This window comes from Paenibacillus tyrphae (genome assembly GCF_024158745.1).
Classification (GTDB): domain Bacteria; phylum Bacillota; class Bacilli; order Paenibacillales; family NBRC-103111; genus Paenibacillus_G; species Paenibacillus_G tyrfis_A.
The window spans coordinates 1-20,882 of the sequence record NZ_JAMZAW010000035.1 but is presented as its reverse complement, the minus strand read 5'-3'; the positions used below and the strand labels follow the sequence as shown (position 1 = coordinate 20,882).

General features: G+C 45.4%; 21 protein-coding genes and 1 pseudogene. All 22 read left to right on the top strand.

All coding sequences use genetic code 11. The features are described 5' to 3' along the window. The first annotated feature begins 222 nt into the window (after window positions 1-222). Window positions 223-1,056, top strand: a complete 834-nt coding sequence (locus NI000_RS33265; RefSeq protein ID WP_253415616.1) for an SAF domain-containing protein — start codon at window positions 223-225, stop codon at window positions 1,054-1,056. Next, window positions 1,031-2,209: an AAA family ATPase gene (locus tag NI000_RS33260; RefSeq protein ID WP_253415615.1), complete on the top strand. Its 1,179-nt coding sequence runs from the start codon at window positions 1,031-1,033 to the stop codon at window positions 2,207-2,209. The genes NI000_RS33265 and NI000_RS33260 overlap by 26 nt, the downstream gene beginning before the upstream one ends. A 2-nt stretch (window positions 2,210-2,211) precedes the next feature. Next, on the top strand, window positions 2,212-3,663 hold the full coding sequence (locus NI000_RS33255) for a hypothetical protein (protein WP_253415614.1): 1,452 nt from the start codon (window positions 2,212-2,214) through the stop codon (window positions 3,661-3,663). A gap of 325 nt (window positions 3,664-3,988) precedes the next feature. Beyond that, window positions 3,989-4,948 carry a hypothetical protein gene (locus NI000_RS33250; RefSeq protein WP_253415613.1) on the top strand — a complete coding sequence of 320 codons (960 nt, stop codon included), beginning with the start codon at window positions 3,989-3,991 and terminating at the stop codon, window positions 4,946-4,948. A gap of 195 nt (window positions 4,949-5,143) precedes the next feature. Continuing rightward, entirely contained in the window at window positions 5,144-5,845 is a 702-nt protein-coding gene (locus tag NI000_RS33245) for a hypothetical protein (RefSeq protein WP_253415612.1), read from the top strand. 215 nt (window positions 5,846-6,060) lie between these two features. Beyond that, window positions 6,061-6,234 carry a hypothetical protein gene (locus tag NI000_RS33240; RefSeq protein ID WP_253415611.1) on the top strand — a complete coding sequence of 58 codons (174 nt, stop codon included), beginning with the start codon at window positions 6,061-6,063 and terminating at the stop codon, window positions 6,232-6,234. Between the two features lie 44 nt (window positions 6,235-6,278). Further along, entirely contained in the window at window positions 6,279-6,692 is a 414-nt protein-coding gene (locus NI000_RS33235; RefSeq protein WP_253415610.1) for a hypothetical protein, read from the top strand. Continuing rightward, the gene (locus NI000_RS33230) at window positions 6,689-7,177 is read left to right on the top strand and encodes a hypothetical protein (protein WP_253415609.1); all 489 of its coding nucleotides are present in this window, start codon (window positions 6,689-6,691) and stop codon (window positions 7,175-7,177) included. Before NI000_RS33235 ends, NI000_RS33230 begins: the two co-directional genes overlap by 4 nt. Before the next feature lie 23 nt (window positions 7,178-7,200). Further along, window positions 7,201-7,548 (top strand): hypothetical protein, encoded by a 348-nt coding sequence (locus NI000_RS33225; protein WP_253415608.1) that lies wholly within the window; start codon window positions 7,201-7,203, stop codon window positions 7,546-7,548. Window positions 7,549-7,576: 28 nt separating this feature from the next. After that, window positions 7,577-8,752, top strand: coding sequence for an S-layer homology domain-containing protein (locus tag NI000_RS33220; protein ID WP_253415607.1), 1,176 nt, complete (start codon window positions 7,577-7,579; stop codon window positions 8,750-8,752). Window positions 8,753-9,610: 858 nt separating this feature from the next. Then, complete coding sequence (locus NI000_RS33215; protein ID WP_253415606.1) at window positions 9,611-15,976, top strand: PKD domain-containing protein; 6,366 nt, start codon at window positions 9,611-9,613, stop codon at window positions 15,974-15,976. 231 nt (window positions 15,977-16,207) lie between these two features. After that, a complete protein-coding gene (locus tag NI000_RS33210; RefSeq protein WP_253415605.1) occupies window positions 16,208-16,501 on the top strand; it encodes a type II toxin-antitoxin system Phd/YefM family antitoxin in 294 nt (97 codons plus the stop codon). Window positions 16,502-16,963: 462 nt separating this feature from the next. After that, complete coding sequence (locus tag NI000_RS33205; protein ID WP_253415604.1) at window positions 16,964-17,410, top strand: hypothetical protein; 447 nt, start codon at window positions 16,964-16,966, stop codon at window positions 17,408-17,410. 211 nt (window positions 17,411-17,621) lie between these two features. Next, window positions 17,622-17,846, top strand: a complete 225-nt coding sequence (locus tag NI000_RS33200; protein WP_253415603.1) for a hypothetical protein — start codon at window positions 17,622-17,624, stop codon at window positions 17,844-17,846. Between the two features lie 40 nt (window positions 17,847-17,886). Then, window positions 17,887-18,273 (top strand): hypothetical protein, encoded by a 387-nt coding sequence (locus tag NI000_RS33195; protein WP_253415602.1) that lies wholly within the window; start codon window positions 17,887-17,889, stop codon window positions 18,271-18,273. 87 nt (window positions 18,274-18,360) lie between these two features. Then, the gene (locus NI000_RS33190; RefSeq protein WP_253415601.1) at window positions 18,361-18,528 is read left to right on the top strand and encodes a hypothetical protein; all 168 of its coding nucleotides are present in this window, start codon (window positions 18,361-18,363) and stop codon (window positions 18,526-18,528) included. 140 nt (window positions 18,529-18,668) lie between these two features. Beyond that, window positions 18,669-18,836 carry a hypothetical protein gene (locus NI000_RS33185; RefSeq protein WP_253415600.1) on the top strand — a complete coding sequence of 56 codons (168 nt, stop codon included), beginning with the start codon at window positions 18,669-18,671 and terminating at the stop codon, window positions 18,834-18,836. A gap of 73 nt (window positions 18,837-18,909) precedes the next feature. Continuing rightward, window positions 18,910-19,305, top strand: coding sequence for a hypothetical protein (locus NI000_RS33180; RefSeq protein ID WP_253415599.1), 396 nt, complete (start codon window positions 18,910-18,912; stop codon window positions 19,303-19,305). 101 nt (window positions 19,306-19,406) lie between these two features. Further along, the gene (locus NI000_RS33175) at window positions 19,407-19,949 is read left to right on the top strand and encodes a site-specific integrase (protein WP_253415598.1); all 543 of its coding nucleotides are present in this window, start codon (window positions 19,407-19,409) and stop codon (window positions 19,947-19,949) included. 268 nt (window positions 19,950-20,217) lie between these two features. Next, entirely contained in the window at window positions 20,218-20,433 is a 216-nt protein-coding gene (locus tag NI000_RS33170; protein ID WP_253415597.1) for a hypothetical protein, read from the top strand. A 20-nt stretch (window positions 20,434-20,453) separates the two neighbouring features. Then, on the top strand, window positions 20,454-20,627 hold the full coding sequence (locus NI000_RS33165) for an antitoxin VbhA family protein (protein ID WP_253415596.1): 174 nt from the start codon (window positions 20,454-20,456) through the stop codon (window positions 20,625-20,627). After that, window positions 20,620-20,882 (top strand): annotated as a pseudogene (locus NI000_RS33160) (hypothetical protein); the annotation flags it as partial. The gene NI000_RS33165 and the pseudogene NI000_RS33160, both read left to right, overlap by 8 nt.

Genomic DNA, 20,882 nt, shown 5'->3' with positions numbered 1-20,882 from the left:
CCTCATTCAACCCTCCTTTTCCAACTACCCAGTATCGACAATGCGAATGTAATTGTATCAAAGGAGGGAGTTTTTTTTTTTACTTTTTATACCGTATTACTGTAATACTGCTTTACCGCATTTTGTAAATATGGTATTATAGTACTATAAAGATTGTAAAATATGCAACTAAATTCATAGGTAAATCGGACCATGAATTAGAGAGATGGGAGGAGCAGAAGCTTGTACAATTCAAAGCTTCAAACAAGTATCAAGAAAGCGATGGTATTCCTTTTGCCGCTAACCGGCATTGTACTAATTGGGTTACTGATTGCTGTCATGTGGTGGTGGGAAATCGATGGCCGCGAGCGGTATTTCTACCATGAAGTCCTAGTGTTAAACGAGGATGTGAAGCGAGGAGCTGTTATTGAAGACCGAATGATCTCCGCAATCAAGGTGGAAGAGAGTAAAAAAATAACAAATGCCATTACGGAAAAGAGCCAGCTCGTCCAAATGGTCGCCAAGCACTACATACCAAAACATACCCAACTCGATCCGCAATACTTCGATAAGCAGGAACGAATTACCGATGGGAACAAGTTGCTTGTCAAGATACCGAACGAGTGGATTTATTCGGTACCAAACACCATTCGTAAAAACGATACGGTTTATTTTTACGAGGTCGCGGCTGACGTTCTGACCCAAAAAGATAAAAAGCCGCAGGCTGACCCCACTAAAAACGGAATGCCGGGCCAGAAAAAAGAACCAGAAACCGTCAGCACTGAGGCCCCGCTGACGCTTCATAACAGCGAAGAGGAGAAGCTGCTGCGGGCCAATCTTAAAACCTCGATCTTTAAGGCCATTGTTGCCTTCGTGAAAGATGGCGCGAATAGGGAGGTCGTCACACTGAGTCAAGTGGACCGCATAGACGGCAGCTCCGTGGTGAAAGACATTGAAGTGATTGCCACACTGGAAGACATGAAACGCATGGAAGAATCTGTGAGAAACGGGCATAAATTCGTACTCATGTACACAGAGGGGGAGGAGCCGAATGAAATTAAGCCTGGTCAGCGCTGATGTAGACTTGCAAAAAGCATTGAACGATACTGGATATTTTACCGAAGTCGTAATCGCTCAAACCCTGGAAGACACGCGGGATAGTCAGGTAGTCGTGATTAGCGACCATGAAGTGCATCACAATGAATTGTCCCTGTTCTACAGCGGACGGCAAGAGAAAAAGAAGAATCAAGTCGTCTTTTTCATGATTTCAAACCTGAGCAACGATCAGGCGCTGCAAAACATTACGGCGATATGCGAATCGAAAAATATCGTTACGATCCCGCCGATGCTGACCATGAATCAAATTGTCGATCGCATTATTAAAAAATTGTTCCCTGAGATCGGGGGCAGAAATCAAAATATTGCCGTGTTTTTCGGTGCAGACAGCAAGGTTGGAACGACCATGACAGCCCAAGTTTGCGCCGAGATGCTCGCCAAGAATACGGATTTAAAAGTTGCGCTGCTTCACCTGAATGAAAACTCTGGCACCCATTATTTCAAAATCAGGGAAGAAGAGAACGTCGGCATTGATGATATTAAGATCCGGCTGTTCAACAACATCCTGACAGCGGACGAGCTGTTCCACACATGCATCCAGCAAAAGGGACTGTTCGTGCTGCAGGGGCCTAAAAGCCTGCTGGACATTCGGCACTATCATCCGGAGCATTTAGAAAATTTGATCCAACTGGCTCGGGAAGTATTCGATGTCATTATCATTGATGCGGGCTTCAACATTCGTACTGGATTAGCGGTCGGAGCTTTACGAAGCTCGAACATCCGTTACCTCGTGACAACCCAACAGGAAACGGCCAGAAAAGAATTTGAGCGAATGGAGTCTCAAATATTCAAAGCGTTGCAAATGGAAACGAACGATTTTCTTCTGATTGCAAATAAATATGTCAATACCAGCTCGATCTATACGGGCAAGCAGCTTGCGGATCTCTACAAAATGAGTTTGGCCGGGACGATTCCGCATATGGAGTTCTCCGGATGGCAAGCTGAAATCGATCAGAAATCATTGATTCATTATGAGAATGAGGGATTCAACGCTCAGGTGGAGCAGGTGTGCAAGCTTATTGCTGCACAAATGAAGATTGAATACAAAAACAATCTGCAGCCGCAAGCAGGCTGGCTTTCTAGGATTGTAGGGAGTAAACGGAGGGGCGAATAGTTATGTCCTTATCGCAACCGTTTTTTCTGGACGAATACATCGAGCAGCAGCATCGCCAGTCCACAAAACAGCAAGATCGAATCGTCAAAGCAACGAACACGCAATTCGAGCGGTTTCAGAAAATATGTGAGTCCGTTAAGATGTACTTCAACGCGGAGTGGGAAGATTCGGAAGGAAAAGGCCAGGAATCATCCGACAAACTCCTTGAGCGTCATAAGAAGGCGATTATTGGATATTCGTCCGAGGTTAACTTCTTTAAGGGAAAGATTGAAGAGTACTTAAAAAAAAATAATCTGATCCATGAGTGGAAGCCAAAATGGTACCCCGATATTACTACGGCTATTTTTCAGGAAGTTTGGGGCGTGGCCGGGATCTACGAATGGAAAAACATGCCTGGCAGCTCGTCGGCCAAGATCATCGGGGAACGGATTTATTTCTTGATGAACGGTCGCCCCGAGCTTCGCGAACAGACAATTTCCCGTGACCGGCTGAACCAACTCATTTCGGCGTTGCTACTTCGCACGCCGGAAAAACGGCGTGATGAAGATTATCACGAAGTTTATATGCTCGATGGCACCCGGATCATGATTTACGAGGATTCGCTGGCCAAGGAGACAAGCGTTGTTTTCCGTAAGTACGTTGTGGACGTTTATACGTTTGAAAAACAAGCAGAGCTAGGAACAATCCCTGCGGGGATCATTCCTATGCTTGAGGCTCAAGTTCGAGTAGGTTATAACGTTGCCTTTGTCGGCCCGGTCCGAAGCGCGAAAACGACATTTTTGACGACGTGGCAATCATACGAGGACCCGGCGCTGGAAGGAATTCAGATCGAGACCGATCCGGAGATTCCTCTGCATGTCATCATGCCGAAGGCACCGATTATACAAATGATTGCGGACGGCGACCGGCTGAGTAAGATAATTAAACCACTCATGCGGTCCGACGGGGACTATTTAATCACGGCGGAGGCTAGGGACGGCATTGCCCTAAAAATCTCTCTGGATGTGACTAAGAAGGGGACCAGGCGGGTCAAAATGACTTATCATACATCCGACCCGATCGATTTTTGTTATGACGTGGCTACGGAAATTGTGCAGCAGTTTGGTGGCGATATTTGGGCGACCACAATCAAAATGGCCAAGGGGTATCATTACCTCTTTGAATTCACGCAGCTTAAGGATAAATCTCAGAAGCGATTGAAAGGAATCTTTGAAATTCGCTATAACCCCAACACGCTTGAGATTTCAATCCACCAAATTTGCCGTTATGACTTTTTAAAAGACGACTGGACCTTTAAATACGACATTGGAGCTGACAAAGAAGCCATCGCCCAGCAGGAGGATTATGAGGCGTTCCAAGTATTTCAAAAAGAGTTGAAGAAGCTTGCGGAACAAAAGCCTATGAACGGCCAATCTGTATTCCAGTTGCCGTACATGAAGTTCATCAAGGGATGATTGTTCGTTATTGAGAAAGATGGATACCTTCCGGCAAGCCGGAAGCTCGCGGCCTTTTGGCTCCCCTTGTCGCTGCGCTCGGAGTGTACCGCAGCCCTCCGGTGCATCAAGGGGCTTTCGCGGCATATCCTCCCTCCGGTCCGGTATTCCACGGTCCCCTTGACACACCGAGCCATCTTCTCATTGCACCGGAAAGGCACCGGCGCAACGAGCCTCCGGATGGCGATCGGGCGAGGCGGATTCAACGATGTAAACTCGATGCGGTATTCGTTAGCCAAGCGACAAGCTGATGCCGCTAATTCCAAATAGGGGGTGATATCCTAAGATGTCCGGAAATATGGAGATGGTAATCCGTTTCGTTTTTTATCTTTTGATCCTGGCCGGTTCATGGCTTGTTATAATGCCGTTGCTTATGCCTTCCTTGAAAAGCAGAAAGACGGTCAAGCGCTATCGTGACAATCAGAAAGAGCAGGGATCAAAAAAGAAAAATAAATACTACCGGCATTTGGAGCTGCTGATTTCAGTTACGCTCAATCGAAAGTCACCATATATCATCCTGACATTTCTAACGCTGTCAGCGGTGCTTATGGTCCTTGCGTTACTGTTTTGTCTCAGCGCCAAACAGCCTCTTCTCACAAGCTTGATGTTTTCATTCGGGTTCGGTATATCACCTTACGTTTTTCTATTGCTTCGGTTGTACGTTATTCGCGTGAAAAGCAGCTATGAAGCTGTTGGACTCGTGACCGAGCTGATCAACCAGTACAAGATCAATTGGTTTAATATGATCGAGGCCGTGGATCGAACTGTTCCGCATTTGAAGAACGAACCGTTTACAAGAAGAGCGCTGTTTCGAATGGCAATTGAACTAAAACAGTACCGAAACATTGAGGAGCTTGACGAGATCATCCAAGAATTTACCTATTCCATCAAGACAGAATGGGCGATTCTGCTGGCAAATAACATGTTCCTATCCATTGGATATGGTGATAACGTACAAGTCTCTTTAGAAGACATTCTCGAAGAACTCAAAGAGCTTAAAGCAATTACCGAAAAGGACAAGCAGTTCAATACCGAATCGTTTATCATGATCAAATACCTGGCACCGGGGCTGTATATCGCCAGCGTGTTCTCAATGTTCCAGTTCTTCGGCTTTAACATTAAGAAGTTTATCGCTTACCAGTTTCAAAATCCGCAGGGATTTCAGTTTTTTATCTTTACGATGTTATTTATATTAATTAACGCGATCGTATACTACTTCGTCAGGCGACCCAAAAATGATTTTTAAAAGGAGGGAAGCTCTATTCTACCGGTTAACGTAGTCTATTATCTCGTCGTGCTGCTGTTCGCTATGCTGGCGTTCTTATGCTTTTACCAAATGAAGTTTGCCTTTAATTTCGATAAAGTCCAGCTCAGACGAAATCGATTTAATCAGCTTCAAGAAATCGTAAAAAATCGGATCGACGAAAAAACGTTAAATCCGATGTTCGAGGAATCGGGGATCCGGGTTAATGCAGTACAATATCAAATCGGTCGTTATGTTGTTTTCGTCGTTTGGATGTTTTTTCTGCTGATTCTCCAAATGAAAGACGGCACTGCCATTCAAAACCAATTGCTGTATGTGATCATCTTGTTTTTAATCAGCGCCCCTAAAACCCATATTTTTAACCGGAAAACACCGTTCAAAATGGCGATTGATTTTTTAACGGAGAATCACCGGTATAAAAAAAATCTAGAGATTTACAGGGCCATCTCGCAGCTGAAAAACTTAGCCGTGATTAAGCAAAATAAACCTCCCGGATCGGGCTTCATCCTCGATCAGCTCCGGAAATTCACAAAAATTATGAGGCCCATTTTTAACCGAATGATTGCTATGTGGAGTATGGGGATGAGGGAGGAGGCTTGCGAGTACTTTAAAAAAGCGGTCGGCACCAAGGAAGGTGAGGAGCTGGCCAACATTTTGTACAAGCTGGAAGTGCTGAATCCTATTGAGCTGAAGGGACAGATGATTCTCTTTCAGGAGATCGTAAAACGCGAACGCGAAACGCAAAAGATGCGGCGAAATCAAGCCAAAGCTTATCTGATTTATGCCGTAGTAAGTATCGCTTCGTTTGCTGCACTACTAAATTTTCTCACAGTAGCGTTCTTCATCGACATGCTAGAAGGCATGAAAACAATTAACTAGGGCGGGAGAGAAATCCATGGTATCAAAATTCATAGCTGTTGTCACATTTGTCGTCTTGGCGGTTCTTATCATTAACACCTTCGTTTCTGGAAATACGAACTCGCTGAAAAGCGAGTCTACACGCGTAGGCAATAACATGATCAATAACATGAAAGAAATCGAAAAAACGGGAAACGTCACAAGACCTTAATTCAAAATTTAGGAGGAATCATTCCATGGTATCAAAATTCATAGCTGTTGTTACATTTGTTGTTCTGGCAGTTCTTATTATAAATATCTTCGTCTCCGGTAACACGAATTCGTTAAAAAGCGAATCTGTGCGTACCGGAGGGACCATGATCAACAACTATAAAGAGATCGAAAAAGCAGGTACGGTTACGACTCCGTAAAGAAAGAGGGCTTAGTCCTCTTTCGATAGGAAGGAGCGAAACGTTTGAAAGAATTCATCATCATGAGCGGCATGATCATGCTCCTAATGTTTTTTCCGGTTCAGTATGTGCTTAACAGCACGAACCATTACAACATGCAGACGGTGAATGAGATTGTTCATAAAGCTGCTCAAAAGGCCCGCACAGACGGATATTTTACGACGGACAACATCAATACGATGAAAGCCGATATTGCGGCAAAATTACACGTCGATCAAAGCGAAATTAGCGTAACGGCAACAACGACTCCCAAATATCGGATGAATGCATTCGATCAACGGGAAATGATCTATTACGAAGTGAAGGTTCCCATAAAACGGATCTTAGCGCTAAGTCGATTTTTTGGCGTCACGGATGAAGCCAATAAAACGGATTACATTCTGAAAGACGCCGTAGCAAGCGAGGTCCCGGCCCCATGAAGACGTTTCTTTTGGGCTTTGCAATGGTCCTGCTCTGCACCGCGTTTCTGTACTTCCAGGAAGACCATGATCGGTTCCAGCGTTACGATTTTCGAGCCAAATACGCAGCCGAGGAAGCAGCTGCTGCAGCTGCTCAGTATATCCAGAACGATCAATATGCAGAAGGAAGAATGGTCTTTAACCAAGCCGAGGGGATCAAGGCAGCGGAATACATGCTCAAAACGCACTTGAGCCTGGACAACCAATTTAAGCCGATCCCCGGCACTTATTGGCTCGATCAAATGAGCTATAAAATCGAATTTTTTGACGAATCCAATACGACCTTTCCGAAGCTATACGAGCACGAGTCCAATTACTTTACGATGGTCATTACGAATCCTACTGTTGTAATCACCGTGAATCTCGGCAGGCCGAGATACAGAGCCGTGTTCAAGAACGCACCACCGGTATTCCGGACGGCGGCTCATACCTGGAAGGAAAGATAATCTTAGGAAGGAGCTTAAAAACGTTGAACATATATCAGAGAAACCTAAAGAAAATATCTTATATTGTTCTTTTGCTTATAAGCTTGCTAACTGTAATGGCCGCTTGCGATAACAAGCCAGATGTCGTAGGTAAATGGGAAATTATTGATAAGCTTCACACGGGGCCATTCAGTCAAACCATTGAGTTTCTTAAAGATGGAACTTACGTATTAGCCGATTCAAGCAGTGGAAAATATAGCTTTCTAGATGAGAATAAGAAGCTCCAATTCAATTTCGGAGGGGTTTCTGCGGTGTGTGATTTCAAATTAGAGAATGGACAGATGATCCTTACGGCCTCTAGAACAACCGCAAAGTTTAATAAGGTGAAGTGATGGGAAATCTTTTTAGGAGGAATTTTCAATGAAACGAGTATTGAAAACTATGCCATTAATGTTGACCATGTTGTTAATGAGCGCCTGCAGCGCGAATGCAAATCAAGTTACGACGCCGGCAGCTGCGGAGCAACCAAAGGTGGCTGCAGAACAAAAAGCCGGAGTGTCTCTAAGCGATATCTCCGGTCACTGGGCAGAGCCGGATATTAAGGCCATCGTGGCAGCCGGATACATCGACGGCTATCCGGACGGATCGTTTAAGCCTGATCACACCGTTACGAGGGCAGAGTTCATGACCATGACGGCGAAAGCAGCCGGATTAAAGGCGGAGCCGGTGCAGGGAAATAGTGAATGGTACGCCCCGTATGTGGCCGCTCTCGTAGAAGCCGGAATTCACCAATACAAGGACTTTACAACCGGGGATTGGAATACCCCTATTACCCGGATGGAAATGGCACGGCTGGCCGTCAGAGCCTCCGACAAGACGCTGCAAGCGCCGGAGGATAACACCGACGCCAAGAAATTTATGTTTTTGGCCACGCAGAAAGGTTTGATTACCGGCATGGCTGACGGCCAGCTCGGTAAAGAAGAGTCGGCCACGCGGGCACAGTCTGTTAAAATCATTCAACGGATCTTGGATGTGAGCCAGGGCAAGAAGCTTGAAGTTGATAAGCGTGCGGCGAGTTATGCCGAAGTGGAGCTGACCGGCAGCAACGTGCAAACCATGTGGGGGGGGCACGTTGTTGAATTGCCTTATAAGATGCCATTGGAGAAAACCACCGCAACCGTAAAAGTACACCAAGTTTTAATTATGGATTTAAAGGAGAAAGACGGAGCTTTTAGGTCCACTTTTGAAGGGAAACTAGAGAAAGTCGATGGAAAACCTATAGGTAAAGATGATTACCTTGTTGCTTTGAATTTGAAGATAACGAATGAAACGAAAGCCCCTCTTACATATACATTATGGGGGCAATTAGCACCTGTGACTGGATCTATGAGGGTAAACATTGTTGACGTGAACGGTGAAGTAGATAATAGATTTTTTATTCCAGGGATTGGTGCATCAGATTTTGCTCCTGATGGATGGTATTTTTTCGTACTGCCAAGGGAACAAGTTCAAGATCAAATGAAAAAATACGGTTATGCAAGTCTTCGAATGTATGAAAACAATGGGGCTGAATTTGATCTTGCAAAAAAAGAATAGTTAAGGGGGCAGGCTGCTATGCTTATATCAAAAAAATGGAAGAAAATCATTGCAGCAGCCACAATTTTTATTTTAGGTGTCTCCGTGTTCGTCTTGCTAAGACCGGACTATATCATGGCCGCGATCAACTTTAAAACGTTCGAGCAGTCATCAACACTAACGAATTATTCAGTACCGTTAAATTCAGGAACTCAGATAATTGAGCGTGTTGAAGTTTACATGAAGGATGAGACCGGCGCGGAAAGAAAAATTGATTCAAATGCTTATGAAGTGACTAATGATAATCTCATGTTTAAAAATTTAACGGGCGGTGTTCCTGTCCCGTTATATGGAAAACGTTATACTAATCCTGGTCATATTATTTGGCGTGACCCTAGCGGGAAATATTGGGATACGGAGGGAGAAAGAACCAAGCATTATCAATTTCCTGGAAGTTGTAACGGTTCGCCTGATTCGATACCATCTCCTTGCCCTGGTTTGTTTCCCAGTGACGCCCAGCTTTATCCGTCAGGCGAATATATTACTTTTAACGAACCTGACTTGCGGAAATGGGACGGATCAGCGGTTACGACAGCGTATCAGGTTGAGCCTCCACAAGATTTTTACTTTGATGAAAGTCTTAATGGGGAAAAAATTACGCCGGATCGTATAGAGCCTAAAAGCATTACAATTACAAAGGCGGTTACAGTCGCCAGAGGGCTTCAAGTAGAAGAGTTTGGGAGAAAAGTAGATGGCTTCGGATACTTAAAAGTTTCCAAGCCTTTTACATCAGCTTTTAATTCTCGAAAAACAGACTATATTCTTTGGCCCGAAAGTAACCAAAATTATAACAAGAATCAAGAAGGCCGAAATTATGTTATGGACGCTGATACCCGCTGGAGCGCCAAAACCTATAAGTTCGAAGGCCGGATTGAAGTGTTCTACAAAAAGCCAACCTTTCCAGACTTGATTCCTATTGATCTTGTATCGAACGGGCCAGTGAAGATCGGAGAGCCGACAACATTCACGTACACGTTCCGGAATGTCGGGGAGCCGATTAAAAACAAGTCTTTTTCGATCCTGTTTCAAGACCGGTCCAATGGCAAAACGATTTATAAAGAATCCTTTACAAACGCAGCTCAGAACGTGGATATTACCGGCACGTTTCAGTATACGGCGATGAAGCCAGGAAAACTATTGATCGGATTTTTTGTCGATTCGGACAATACGATCGACGAAGGCCCGGACGGCGGGGAAGACAACAACTACAAGCCGTTCGATTTTCCTGTAGATGTTGGCATTGACGGCGACTTTAGAATTATACCCGGCCAAACGATCAAAATCCGGGATAATTTCGAGCTGGAGCCAATTAACTTCAAAATCCCGCCTGGTTGTACATATACCGGCCACAGCTACCGGTTTATATACCAGGGTCAGTATTGGAAGACGAACCGGGTCAACGGCCAAACCGTCCACAGCCAGTTCCCTTATCCGAACGGCCGGCCGTTTTACTTCGGGGAGGGAGTCAATAACATTGCCATCAAAATCGAAACTTCCTGCGGAGAAACGGACTGGATTAAGGAAAAACCACTAACAGTTCTCCCGGATCCGAATAATCGACCGCCATATTTTAAAGCCGGTTGGTTCTATAACCAAGATCGGTACGGTATTTTTCCACCGGAATATTTCTTGGTTGATGATATCGTGAACGTCCGCGTGATCCACGATAATAATTCAGATCCGAAGTCACCCTCCGATCCGGACAACGATCCGATTCGGTGGAAGTGGGACTTCGACTCAAACACAGATCCATGGGTCCAAAAAATAGGGAAGCAGCTGCACGAGGAATGGGGCAAGACACTTGATGCGGAAGGCTATTATCGGATCAAGGCCGATAAGGCGGGAATGTTTAATGTCAAAGTAACCGCCGACGATGGGCGCGGCGGAACGCGAACGGAAACTGTGACATTGAACGTTTTGGAGCCGAACCCTATTGCGGTTTGTACAGCGCCCAAGGAGATTAAAGAAAATCGTCCTGTCCCTCCTGGAGCGATCCACGCAGATAAGAGCTGGAGCCCGGCGAGGAAGTCTATCGACCATTCAAAGGACTTATGGGTAAACAAGCTCGATAAGTACTATAACGGTACCCTGCAGGACGTTACAGCGACTGTCACGCTGGCCAAAGTCGTAGATTACTCAGGCTTGGAATCGACCAGTTCCAGCTCGTGCGACATTATCGTGCATCCGGATTTACCCCCGGTCGGTAAAATCGTCGTGCCGCCGCTCGGTATCCGGAATCAAACGGTCACCATCCGGAACCAATCGTACTCACCAGACGGCGATCAGATCGTTTCCGTCAAATGGCGGTTCAAATACGACGCTGCAAACAACGGTTTCCAAGACGATCCGTGGCTGGATGTTCTAGGAACAGACGGAAGAGTCGTATCCTTTGATAACAACACGCTTGTATTTAAGGCCGACATGGTTGGTAAGTATCTGTTTGATGTCCAAGTGACGGAGGATTACGGGAAAAGCGCCATGGCATCCGATACGCAGCCGGAAGCGCCGCGAACGCTGGATATTGTCAATAATGCGCCGCACGTTTTCTTTGCCATTGAAGGGCAGAACGATCAGCCAGGCATGAATCCGCCTATTATGTTTAACGCGAGTACAATCGTAAGTTCGTGGGCGCTGTTCGATACGAACACGAATAACCGGATCAATAACTATGTTTACCGGTGGGCTGCCGAGGGCAGCGCTGTCCTGCGGGCGGGCTTGGGAAGAGAGATGGAGCGCCAGGAAAGCATCATCAAGCGAGATAATCCGCCACAAGGACCGACCAACGTCTTCGGAACGTTCCTATGGCCGGACCTCGGGTTCGGCGCAAACTTTGTCAGCTCGTATAAAGGTACGGTTTATCAGTGGGTGAACGGCAGATCCACGCTGACCAGTACCCCCATCTTAGTCCCATCAACGATCTGGGATCCGGATGCGAGGACGTATGTACCCGGATATGCTCCAGCGAAGTTCAATTCGCTCGTACGTACGAACAAAACGTATCTTTATTTTGACGAGGGCTCGAAGCTGTACGCATTTAATAAAAAGAAGCTGCCGCAGTACAGCAGAAAATGGAACAATGCAGCTAACAACCTGTTTCATCTATGGGATCGGGACCCGTATGATTTTATCCTCGCGCCGGACAAGTATACTGTCGCCGTACCGTTCCGCGATTCTCCGAATGGGCCGACCTATACGAAAGAAGTATACTTGGAGAGCGAGTATCAAGGGTCTGTGAAGTATGAGGTCGCAGGCGGAATCATCTACAAGGTTTCGAACATCAAAATGTACGATTATTTCACCACTTGCCGCAACGACGATGGTTCGAGAAGCTGGACGTGCGGCGTCGGCAAGGCCAACAACTCCTTTATGATTGAGGCATACGATGCGTATACCGGTAAGCTGCTTTCGAGCAATAAGGACAATCCGCTCAAGAGCGGCTGGGAAGTACTCGGAATGTCGGTTGATGAAAAGGATTATGTCGGACGGAAGACGTTCTCGCTGATGACAAAAGGCGAAAGCCTGGTCATCGTGTATCAGAAGAACTCTAGTAATGGGGCGTCTGCCATTGGGTTCGTCGAGATTAATCCGCAGCTCCAGGAAGTCAGAAGAGGCGGACAATCGTTCCCGGACAGCACGATTAAATACCAAAGAAAATATTATAATACGATGCTGGGGCGCCCGGTTCCTGAGCAGTATGTCGAAGACTATCAATGTAAATACAGTGATCTAAACGGGTTATGGAAAGGGCCGGACGGGGAGTTTTATACCTACATTAAACGCTCCTGCGACCGGGCCGACGGATACATTAAAATCGACAGAAGATATAACGAGGATGCCCCGATCGGCGTTTATCTGCTGCGCATCAACAACGACTTGAGCATGGGATGGACCGCCAGATTGGCGGGTATGGACTGGTTCTATCCTTCCAACACGTCATTGGGTGGAGAAATGCTTTACAACAATTTTACGGCGCTCGTTGTAAATCCATATAACCGGACCTTGCTGACCCGCAGTTACACGAATATGGATCTGATGAACGGTCGTGGCGACCACCACAGCTTCGGACAATACGTGAATATGGACACCGGCGCGGTATCGGACGGACCTGTTCCATACAACTATCCGTACACAGTTGGCATAACTCCTGGTGGCGGATTCAATGATGGTGGAGGAGGTTGCTCCTGGGGGACGGATGGAAAGTGCAGCCGTTTCAATGTTCATGAGGGCGAATTATTGAATGAAGCATCGAATGAACAAGAGCGAGGAGACAATTACTTAGGCGGATTTTATGTAGGGGACGGCCTGTTTTTGGGGATGTACAATACGGTAAAAAGACAAATGGGCAATGGTTATTACTTCACGGAAACCGATAAGTACATGTATCTCGAAAGCGGTCCTTTGGATCAAGATCCGGTACTACGGAAAGGGTTTGTTCTCGGTCAGTTCGTTTCTCCGGACAGCTATCGTGATACGGACATTACGTTCCGAATGAAAATGACAAGTCCGAACGAGGATACAAGCCTAAGCGGCTTTTCGTTCCGGATGCTCGACCCGACCAACCGGTACAGCTTGGAAACGGACGGCTCTACGCTCTATCTAAGCCGTTACGTCGGCGGGAGCCGAACCGTGTTGCGCAGCCAGGCGTGGCCGTTCGATAACACGGACAATCTATTCAAAATCAGCCTATCAGGCGATAACATTCAGGTATTCATGAACGGCGTGCCAGTGTTTGAGGTACAGGACGCCACGTTCGCGGAAGGAAAGATGGGGCCGTTCACTGACAAGTCGTTTGTCACATTCACGGCCATTTCAATCAAGCAGAATCAGGATAGCCGGGATTGGATGTCCGACTACGCTATTTGGGAAAACGGATCGGCATCGGCCAACGTCCGGTATAAAAATATTCTGTTTGAAGATCCGGAAAATGATCCGATGGCAGGCAACTTCCGCTGGGGAGTAACGCATACGCCGAAGTTCCTAAACAATCAAGGACTGTCCACACTGAACGGGAAGACGTTCGACGCTCCGCAGCAAACCTTTGATGCGGTTGGGGTATACATGCTCACGCTACGGGCGCAGGACGATCCGAACCGGAACTATTTATGGGCGAGCATGGTATTTGATCAATACCGCAAATGGTCCAATACGTTCCAGAAAAAGTTGATCGTTCACCGCAGGCCAGTCGCGCAGTTCACCCTCGCGGAGAACGGAGACGGCACAGTCGCTTGGAACGATACGTCCTATGATCCGGACCGATTCGATCCGAATCGGGCGGTGGGGGACCCGGCACGCTGCAGCGCGCCCGATGTGACGGGCTACGATTATTGCAGCATGCGCGGGATCGTGTCCCGGGAATATGGTTACGTCGATCCGGACGGCATGTTTGTCGCGGAGAAACTGACCAGGCCGAAAAAGGCGGGGACATATACCGTATATTTGCAGGTCATTGACGAGTATGGTGCGAAGTCGTACCCGGCGACGGCAACCATTACCCTCCGGGGTGGAGTGCCAGAGATCGGCAAGCCAACTGTGCAGCTGACACATCCAACCGGTTCGAAGGATGCCCCGACGATCGTCTATACAACGAAGCCAACCATCACCTGGAACCAAGACGATAATTCGGGCCTGAACTTCACCGGTTACGAGGTGCAAGTATTGGACAAATTCGGTAGCCTGGTCGTCGGCAGCGGATTAAAGGACCAATACGCGCCGCCGCACAGCTCGGCATCGTGGCAGCTGCCTATGGATATCGAGCGTGGGGAATTGTACCAAGTGAAAGTACGGGCGGAGAATGCGTATCGGTCCTCGGATTGGTCAAACATTGGGTGGATGAGGCTCAACAGTCCGCCAACGGTGACATTGACGTTCCCGAACGGGCCGAATGAAAGCTCGCCAAACATTATCGGCACGACGACACCGACGATGTCTTGGATCCAGAACGATATCGATGGCCAGAACCTGAAAGCTTTTAGGCTGCAGGTCATTCAGCGGTATGAAGACGGCAAGGAAAACGTCGTTTACGATGTGACTCGAAATCAGGACAATCCACCGGGGCCGAGAGACTTTACGGTAGACAGCCATTTGCCTCATGGCGTTTTGCTCTATGCGAAAGTAATGGTAAGTGACGGTGACCTGTGGTCCAACTGGTCGAATATCGGATGGTTCCGGATCAACTTTGCGCCGGTTGCCGAGCTGACGTTTCCAACAGGAACGTATGACAATCCATCCATTGGCGGCGTGAAGCCGCTGATTACGTGGAATCAGACCGATCCGGATCCAGACACCACGTTCACCAAATATCACTTGATTATCGCGAAAGAGGACGGTACCGAGCTCGTGAATACCGGCCCAATGATGCGGAACACGAAAGAAGGGACCGGCAGCTTCCAGGTGGTGGATCCACTTCCGGCCGGCATTAAAGTGCAAGTAAAAGTGAAGGTCTGGGACGAGTACACGGACTCGGCATGGTCGCAAACGCGCTGGATGTTTACGAACCGTCCGCCTGTAGCTGCTTTCACGTGGAAGATCAACCCGCCGACCGATATCTTCGAAGGCCCGGCATGGGAAGGCGATCATATCCAGCTGATAAATCAGTCTACAGACCCCGATGGGGATCCGCTCACGTATGACTGGCAGATCCATGAGCCGGGGAACACGGTTCGTACCGATACGGCCGAAAACCCGCTGATTCGGTTTGCAAAGCCTGGAGACTATGATGTGACGCTGACGGCGACCGATCCTTATGGCGCGAGCCATAGCGTCACGAGACGAATTGTGGTCAGCCCTATCGTATTGGTCGGCTACGTGAACCATACCGACGAATGGAATAAAAACCGGATCCAGTACAATCTTTCCAAGACCAAAACAGAGAATGCTCCGAGAACCTACGATGTCTTTTTCCCAGGCGAAAAATTCCTGCTTAAAGCGGACACCATAGGGAATGTGGTTAACGTGGACGTGAACATTATGGACATGATTTTCACGACGAGGCTGACAAAAGACAGCGGCGGACAGTTTGATGGTGTTTGGACGGGAAGCTTGTGGGACGAATCAATGATGCGCTGGAAGAATGGCACGGTGATTTTCCGATTCACGGCGACTTCATCGACCGGGTACCAGAAATCGGTGGACGTTCCGATTATCATTGATGATGACGAGTATTGGAGGCAACACAGATCGAGGTAATAGACAATTAAAGAAATATATGGTATTTTATTTATAAATCCGAAAGCATCGGTCAAAATGCTCCGTGGGACTTTGCCCTCGGAGCATTTTTGTTTTTCTTTGGTTCAACTAAAGCTCGCGTAAATTGGCCAAGACAGAAGTTGATTCCGTTAAATATTCCGTATCATTTTACGGTACTTTATGGTATAATAAGTAAGTAGAATTGTATTTTTGGTAAAGGGGAATCAGAAGATGGGTACGTCGAAGTATAAGCCCAAATTCGATGTTGACCAGCTAATTTCGAGCTCGGAAGCATCAAAGAAATTCGGTGAAGTGCGGAAAAGAGCCAAATCTTTACCACAATTCATTACTGAGAATGGAAATGTAGAAACGGTCATTGTTAGTTACGAGCTGTTTGAAGCTATGTACGAGCGATTGGCTGAATTGGAAAGACAAGAAGAACTGACGTTGCTACAACAAATAGAGCGGGTTGATCAAAATCCAGAGTCATCTAAATCTTGGAAATCTGTTCGCCGCGAGTCTTAATTCGTTAAGTATACGTTCTGGCCATAGAGCAGGGGAGCCAGAATTAAGGGAATATTACGAAGATCAATAAGTTGAAGGAGGTCACTATGGATAGCATCTCCAAAAATGTTGAAATTGAACGGCAACTTCGAAGCAATTCTCTATCCGATAAAGAAAAAGCCAAATTAATGTTAAAACTATTGCGAAGTAACCCGTATAGGGGCTTAAGAGTTGTATTTGGGAGTATCATTCTTTTTCTTCTGATCGTCACGATAAATTTTACATCTGGGCTACTAAGAAATTTCAAGAAATGATCCAGAGGGTGAATTCATAGTGAAGCGACGAAAGGGGCGGCCTTATGCAGTATGTGTTTATGTTCTTGGGTCTTGTAGGACTTGCGATATTTCTTCTAAAGGCAAATAACATAAAGCTGAAAGACTTCTGGAAGTAGCTGCAGAATTACCAATAGGGAGCGTGCATGATATGAGTTACTATCGGATAACGAAACTAGAAATGCCTCAGGCGGGTTCTTGGGGGATTCTCCAAATTAACGAATTTGAAAAAACTCATTTCCGGTTCGATATTAGGGAAGGGAAGCCGCTATTAGACACAAGCTTTTTTGCTGACGGGGTGGAGAACCCACAGGAAAAACATAAGAAGATGGATGCTGACAGCGACTTTTATAGAGGGATTCAGCAAGCACTTGAACAATATCTCAAAGGACTGGAACGGGGCAAGGAGGATGTATTGATGGAACATTTGAAAAATGGATGGAGTATTGAAATAATCGGTGCAACATCATCTATGAACAAGTATCAATTCACAAATAAAATGTTCTCTTCAGTTTTTGTTGAGGTCCATGTTACGGCTGAACAAAATGAGGATGATGCATGGATTCTCTTTTCTGAAATCTTCAAAACATCAAAATGAATAAGGTGGTTTCATGGGATTCTGGGGATGGCTATTGTTTATATTTGGTGGAATTTTAGTTCTTTGTTTCGGAATTGCTTTGACTAGAACGATAGATAGATTTTGGAGTCCCTACCGAAATCGTAGATCGAGGAAGTAACAATTTGAATATCAATTTCCCTTGTCTCCGACTGTTAAGGAACATATTGAATAGAGGAGTGTGCATGAGAATATGGGATTTTATTCGACTGGATTTAGTTTGTTGACTGTAGATCAGCAGCGACTTTTTGAACGAGTTTTCGAGAGTCATCATAATGCAATGGGTTCTGAAATGAGAAAGAAATATTCCAGAGATAACATCAGTAAAATTACATGGAATGCCAAAGAGAAATGCTTACATGTTCATTTTACTGATGGCGAATGGTGGCATTATGCAACGGATGGTATGTGGTATTAAGTAATTCGATGAATATACATTTTCATAAGGAGTTGCGGTAATGGATAGAAGCGAACTTTGGTATGAGGAAAAAGAAAATGTTGAAAGGGTGGTAACAAACATCGGCACAACGCTAAGCCCGAAATGGGAAATCAACATGGATGAACTTGCTCTAATTACGAATAACCATCCTCAATTTATTCATAAGGTATCGGAGTTTATTAATGATTATGGGACTCTCTCGATTAAAAATGCTGCCGTCTATAGGTTTAATTTGGAGAATATTCAAGGGGCAGAAAAATACGAACGCATAGCGATTGTTTTTGATGTTTATGGCAATTTTATTAATCTATTTTCATGCTGTACCGATCATCAGGATGGGAATAGCTTCGTAACAATAGCTAGTTACCCGAAACCATTCATAAGCCAAATGGCAACAATGCTATAACGTCCGTCCCACGTAGTCATGATGATACATATTGAATAGCGAGGTGTTAAAACTTTGATGCTTTTTCGCATATTCTATTGCTTTCCAATGGTATTGATGATCTTTTTAGTATCGGGGGCATTTATTTACGCGAAATTTCATGGTATCCCTATAGATGGGGTTCGTTGGAATACCTGGCTTATGTTTATCGGTGCTTTCTCATTTATTTTTGTGGGCGCTTTGGCTGAAAAAATCATTCTTAAAGTAACAAAATGAATAGTAGGTGTAAATCATGGAATCTTTCATCGAATATTTAGTTTGGTTATCAGGTTCATTGTTATTTCTATTATTTATTTTAGTTGGAATACCGAATTGGTTTTCAAAAAAGTAACAAAATGAATAGGAGGTTTACATGTATGAAATGGATTATGATTAGCAGTTTGCCTTATACGCATGAGTTTGAGTTGGAAGGTGACGATAGGGTACAACTTAAATTGTCGTGTCGTGAATCGGAGATAATGCACAAGATGCGACTAATTTTTGGGCGTGATGTTGAAGTTGAACTGTTTGAGCATGAATCATAATGAATAAATTTGTTCATAAGAGGGCATTCTAATATTTTCGACAAAATCATGTGTCTGAGTGAGGAGTGTTCGTATGCCAAAAAACAGTATTGCAGGCGAATGGTATGCAGAAAAGGAAATAGTTAAAGGTGTCTTAACGGGTGAAGCTGGTAAATCAGGAAGCTGGGAGATTGACTTTAATGAACTATCACGAATTACAAATGGGCACCCGGAATTTTTGTCCAAGGTAAAGGAATTTGCCGAAAAAGATTTATCATGGGTATACAATGCACAGGTTCACCGCACAAAATACCCTGCGGATAAATTCCGAAAAGAAGCTTCTGAACACATTTCAGTAGTATTCGATGTTGGAGACACCTATATTAAAATTATTTCTTGCAATATTAACTATAAAGATTCAAATGAGCCTTATGTGTTAGATACAAGTTACAACAAGTCTTATGTATGGTCTATGGCAACAATGCTTTAAGCAACATTTTGAACTGGTTGATAAACAAGCAAGCATCCATATGAGTACATTCGTTCGCTAATCCGTATAGGAGTATATGTTCTAAAACGGAGGCGATACGGATGCAATTTGTACAACCGATTCGGAGTGTAGAGAAACTGGATGCGATGAAGGCAGTTCTTCGGCAGCAGAGCGAGCGTGATTGGTTCCTGCTTGTCATGGGTATAAATGTGGGGTTGCGAATAGGCGACCTGTTGCTACTCCACGTAAAGGATGTGAGGAACAGGTCACATCTGACGCATCGAGAGCGCAAGACTGGAAAAATGCGGCGCTTCCCGATCAACAGCGAGCTGCGAGAGATAATAAATGAGTATATCCGCGGCAAGAAGGACAGCGATCCGCTCTTTCCATCTTACCGGACGAAACAGAACATTGGTAGGGTGCAAGCTTACCGTATACTCAACCGCGCGGCGGCGGAGGTCGGATTGGCCGAGATCGGGACACACACGCTCCGGAAGACATTCGGCTACCATTTCTACAAGCGATACAAAGATGTGGCACTGCTCCAGCAGATATTCAACCATTCAGCTCCAAGCATTACGCTGCGATACATCGGAATTAATCAGGACATTATCGACGAAGCTGTAGGCGGATTTCACTTGTAGTGATGAACATTCACTGAATAATATGTTGTGTAAGGAGGTTGCTCATGGTAATTAGAGAAGTAAGAATTATAGATCCTAGCGATGCGAACTTTAGGGAAATAGGAATTATAATGAAACAAGTTCATTCGGATCAAGTTCATCCGAAGTTCCTTCTGTTTTTCAACCATTCAGGAGAGCCAGAATTAAAGTCATATTACGAGAATCAATTTAAGGGCCAAAATGAAGAATAGGCTTATTGGATCCATCGTCATAAGGAGAATTTATAAGAATGAGAGAGATTACTCTTAATGAAAAAGAGCTTCTTGCTATCGTACACTCGCGGCTAATAGGGGAAATTAAAAAAAATGAACATCTTTTAAAGGAAAATCACCCAAGTCCAGAGGATCAAAAATCGCCAAGATATATTTGGCGAGAAGGTTGTATTGACACTCTTAATGAGATAAAGGCGTACATCGAGTATCTTCAACGATTGAAATATCTATAATCCATGTGGGGGGATCGAACATGACTAAAGATGAAAAGATCGAAGACGCCTTGCGCCAGGCGCTGGCCAACTTGGCCATTGAGGGGATTACGGTTACGGCAGAAGGCGAAGAGCTGATTCGAAAAAAATTAAGGGGGGAGATCTCCCAGGCGGAATTCGTAAAGGCGTCTGTTGAGCTCGCAACCCGTGAGTGATTTTGTACAATCTAAATATTGCTACCCCGGCACCGAAGTTCTGATTAATCATGCCGGCATTCGAGATGAAGAGCAGCTTAAATTTTTTGAAGGTCTTCAAACCGGTAATCGCTTGGCTGAATTGATGGAAAAACCAACCTCCGGAAAATTTGACCTGGACCACCTAAAAAAGATTCATCATCATATTTTTCAAGACGTTTATCCGTTTGCCGGGCAGATCCGGACGGAAGATTTCTCAAAAAATACCTTCCGGTT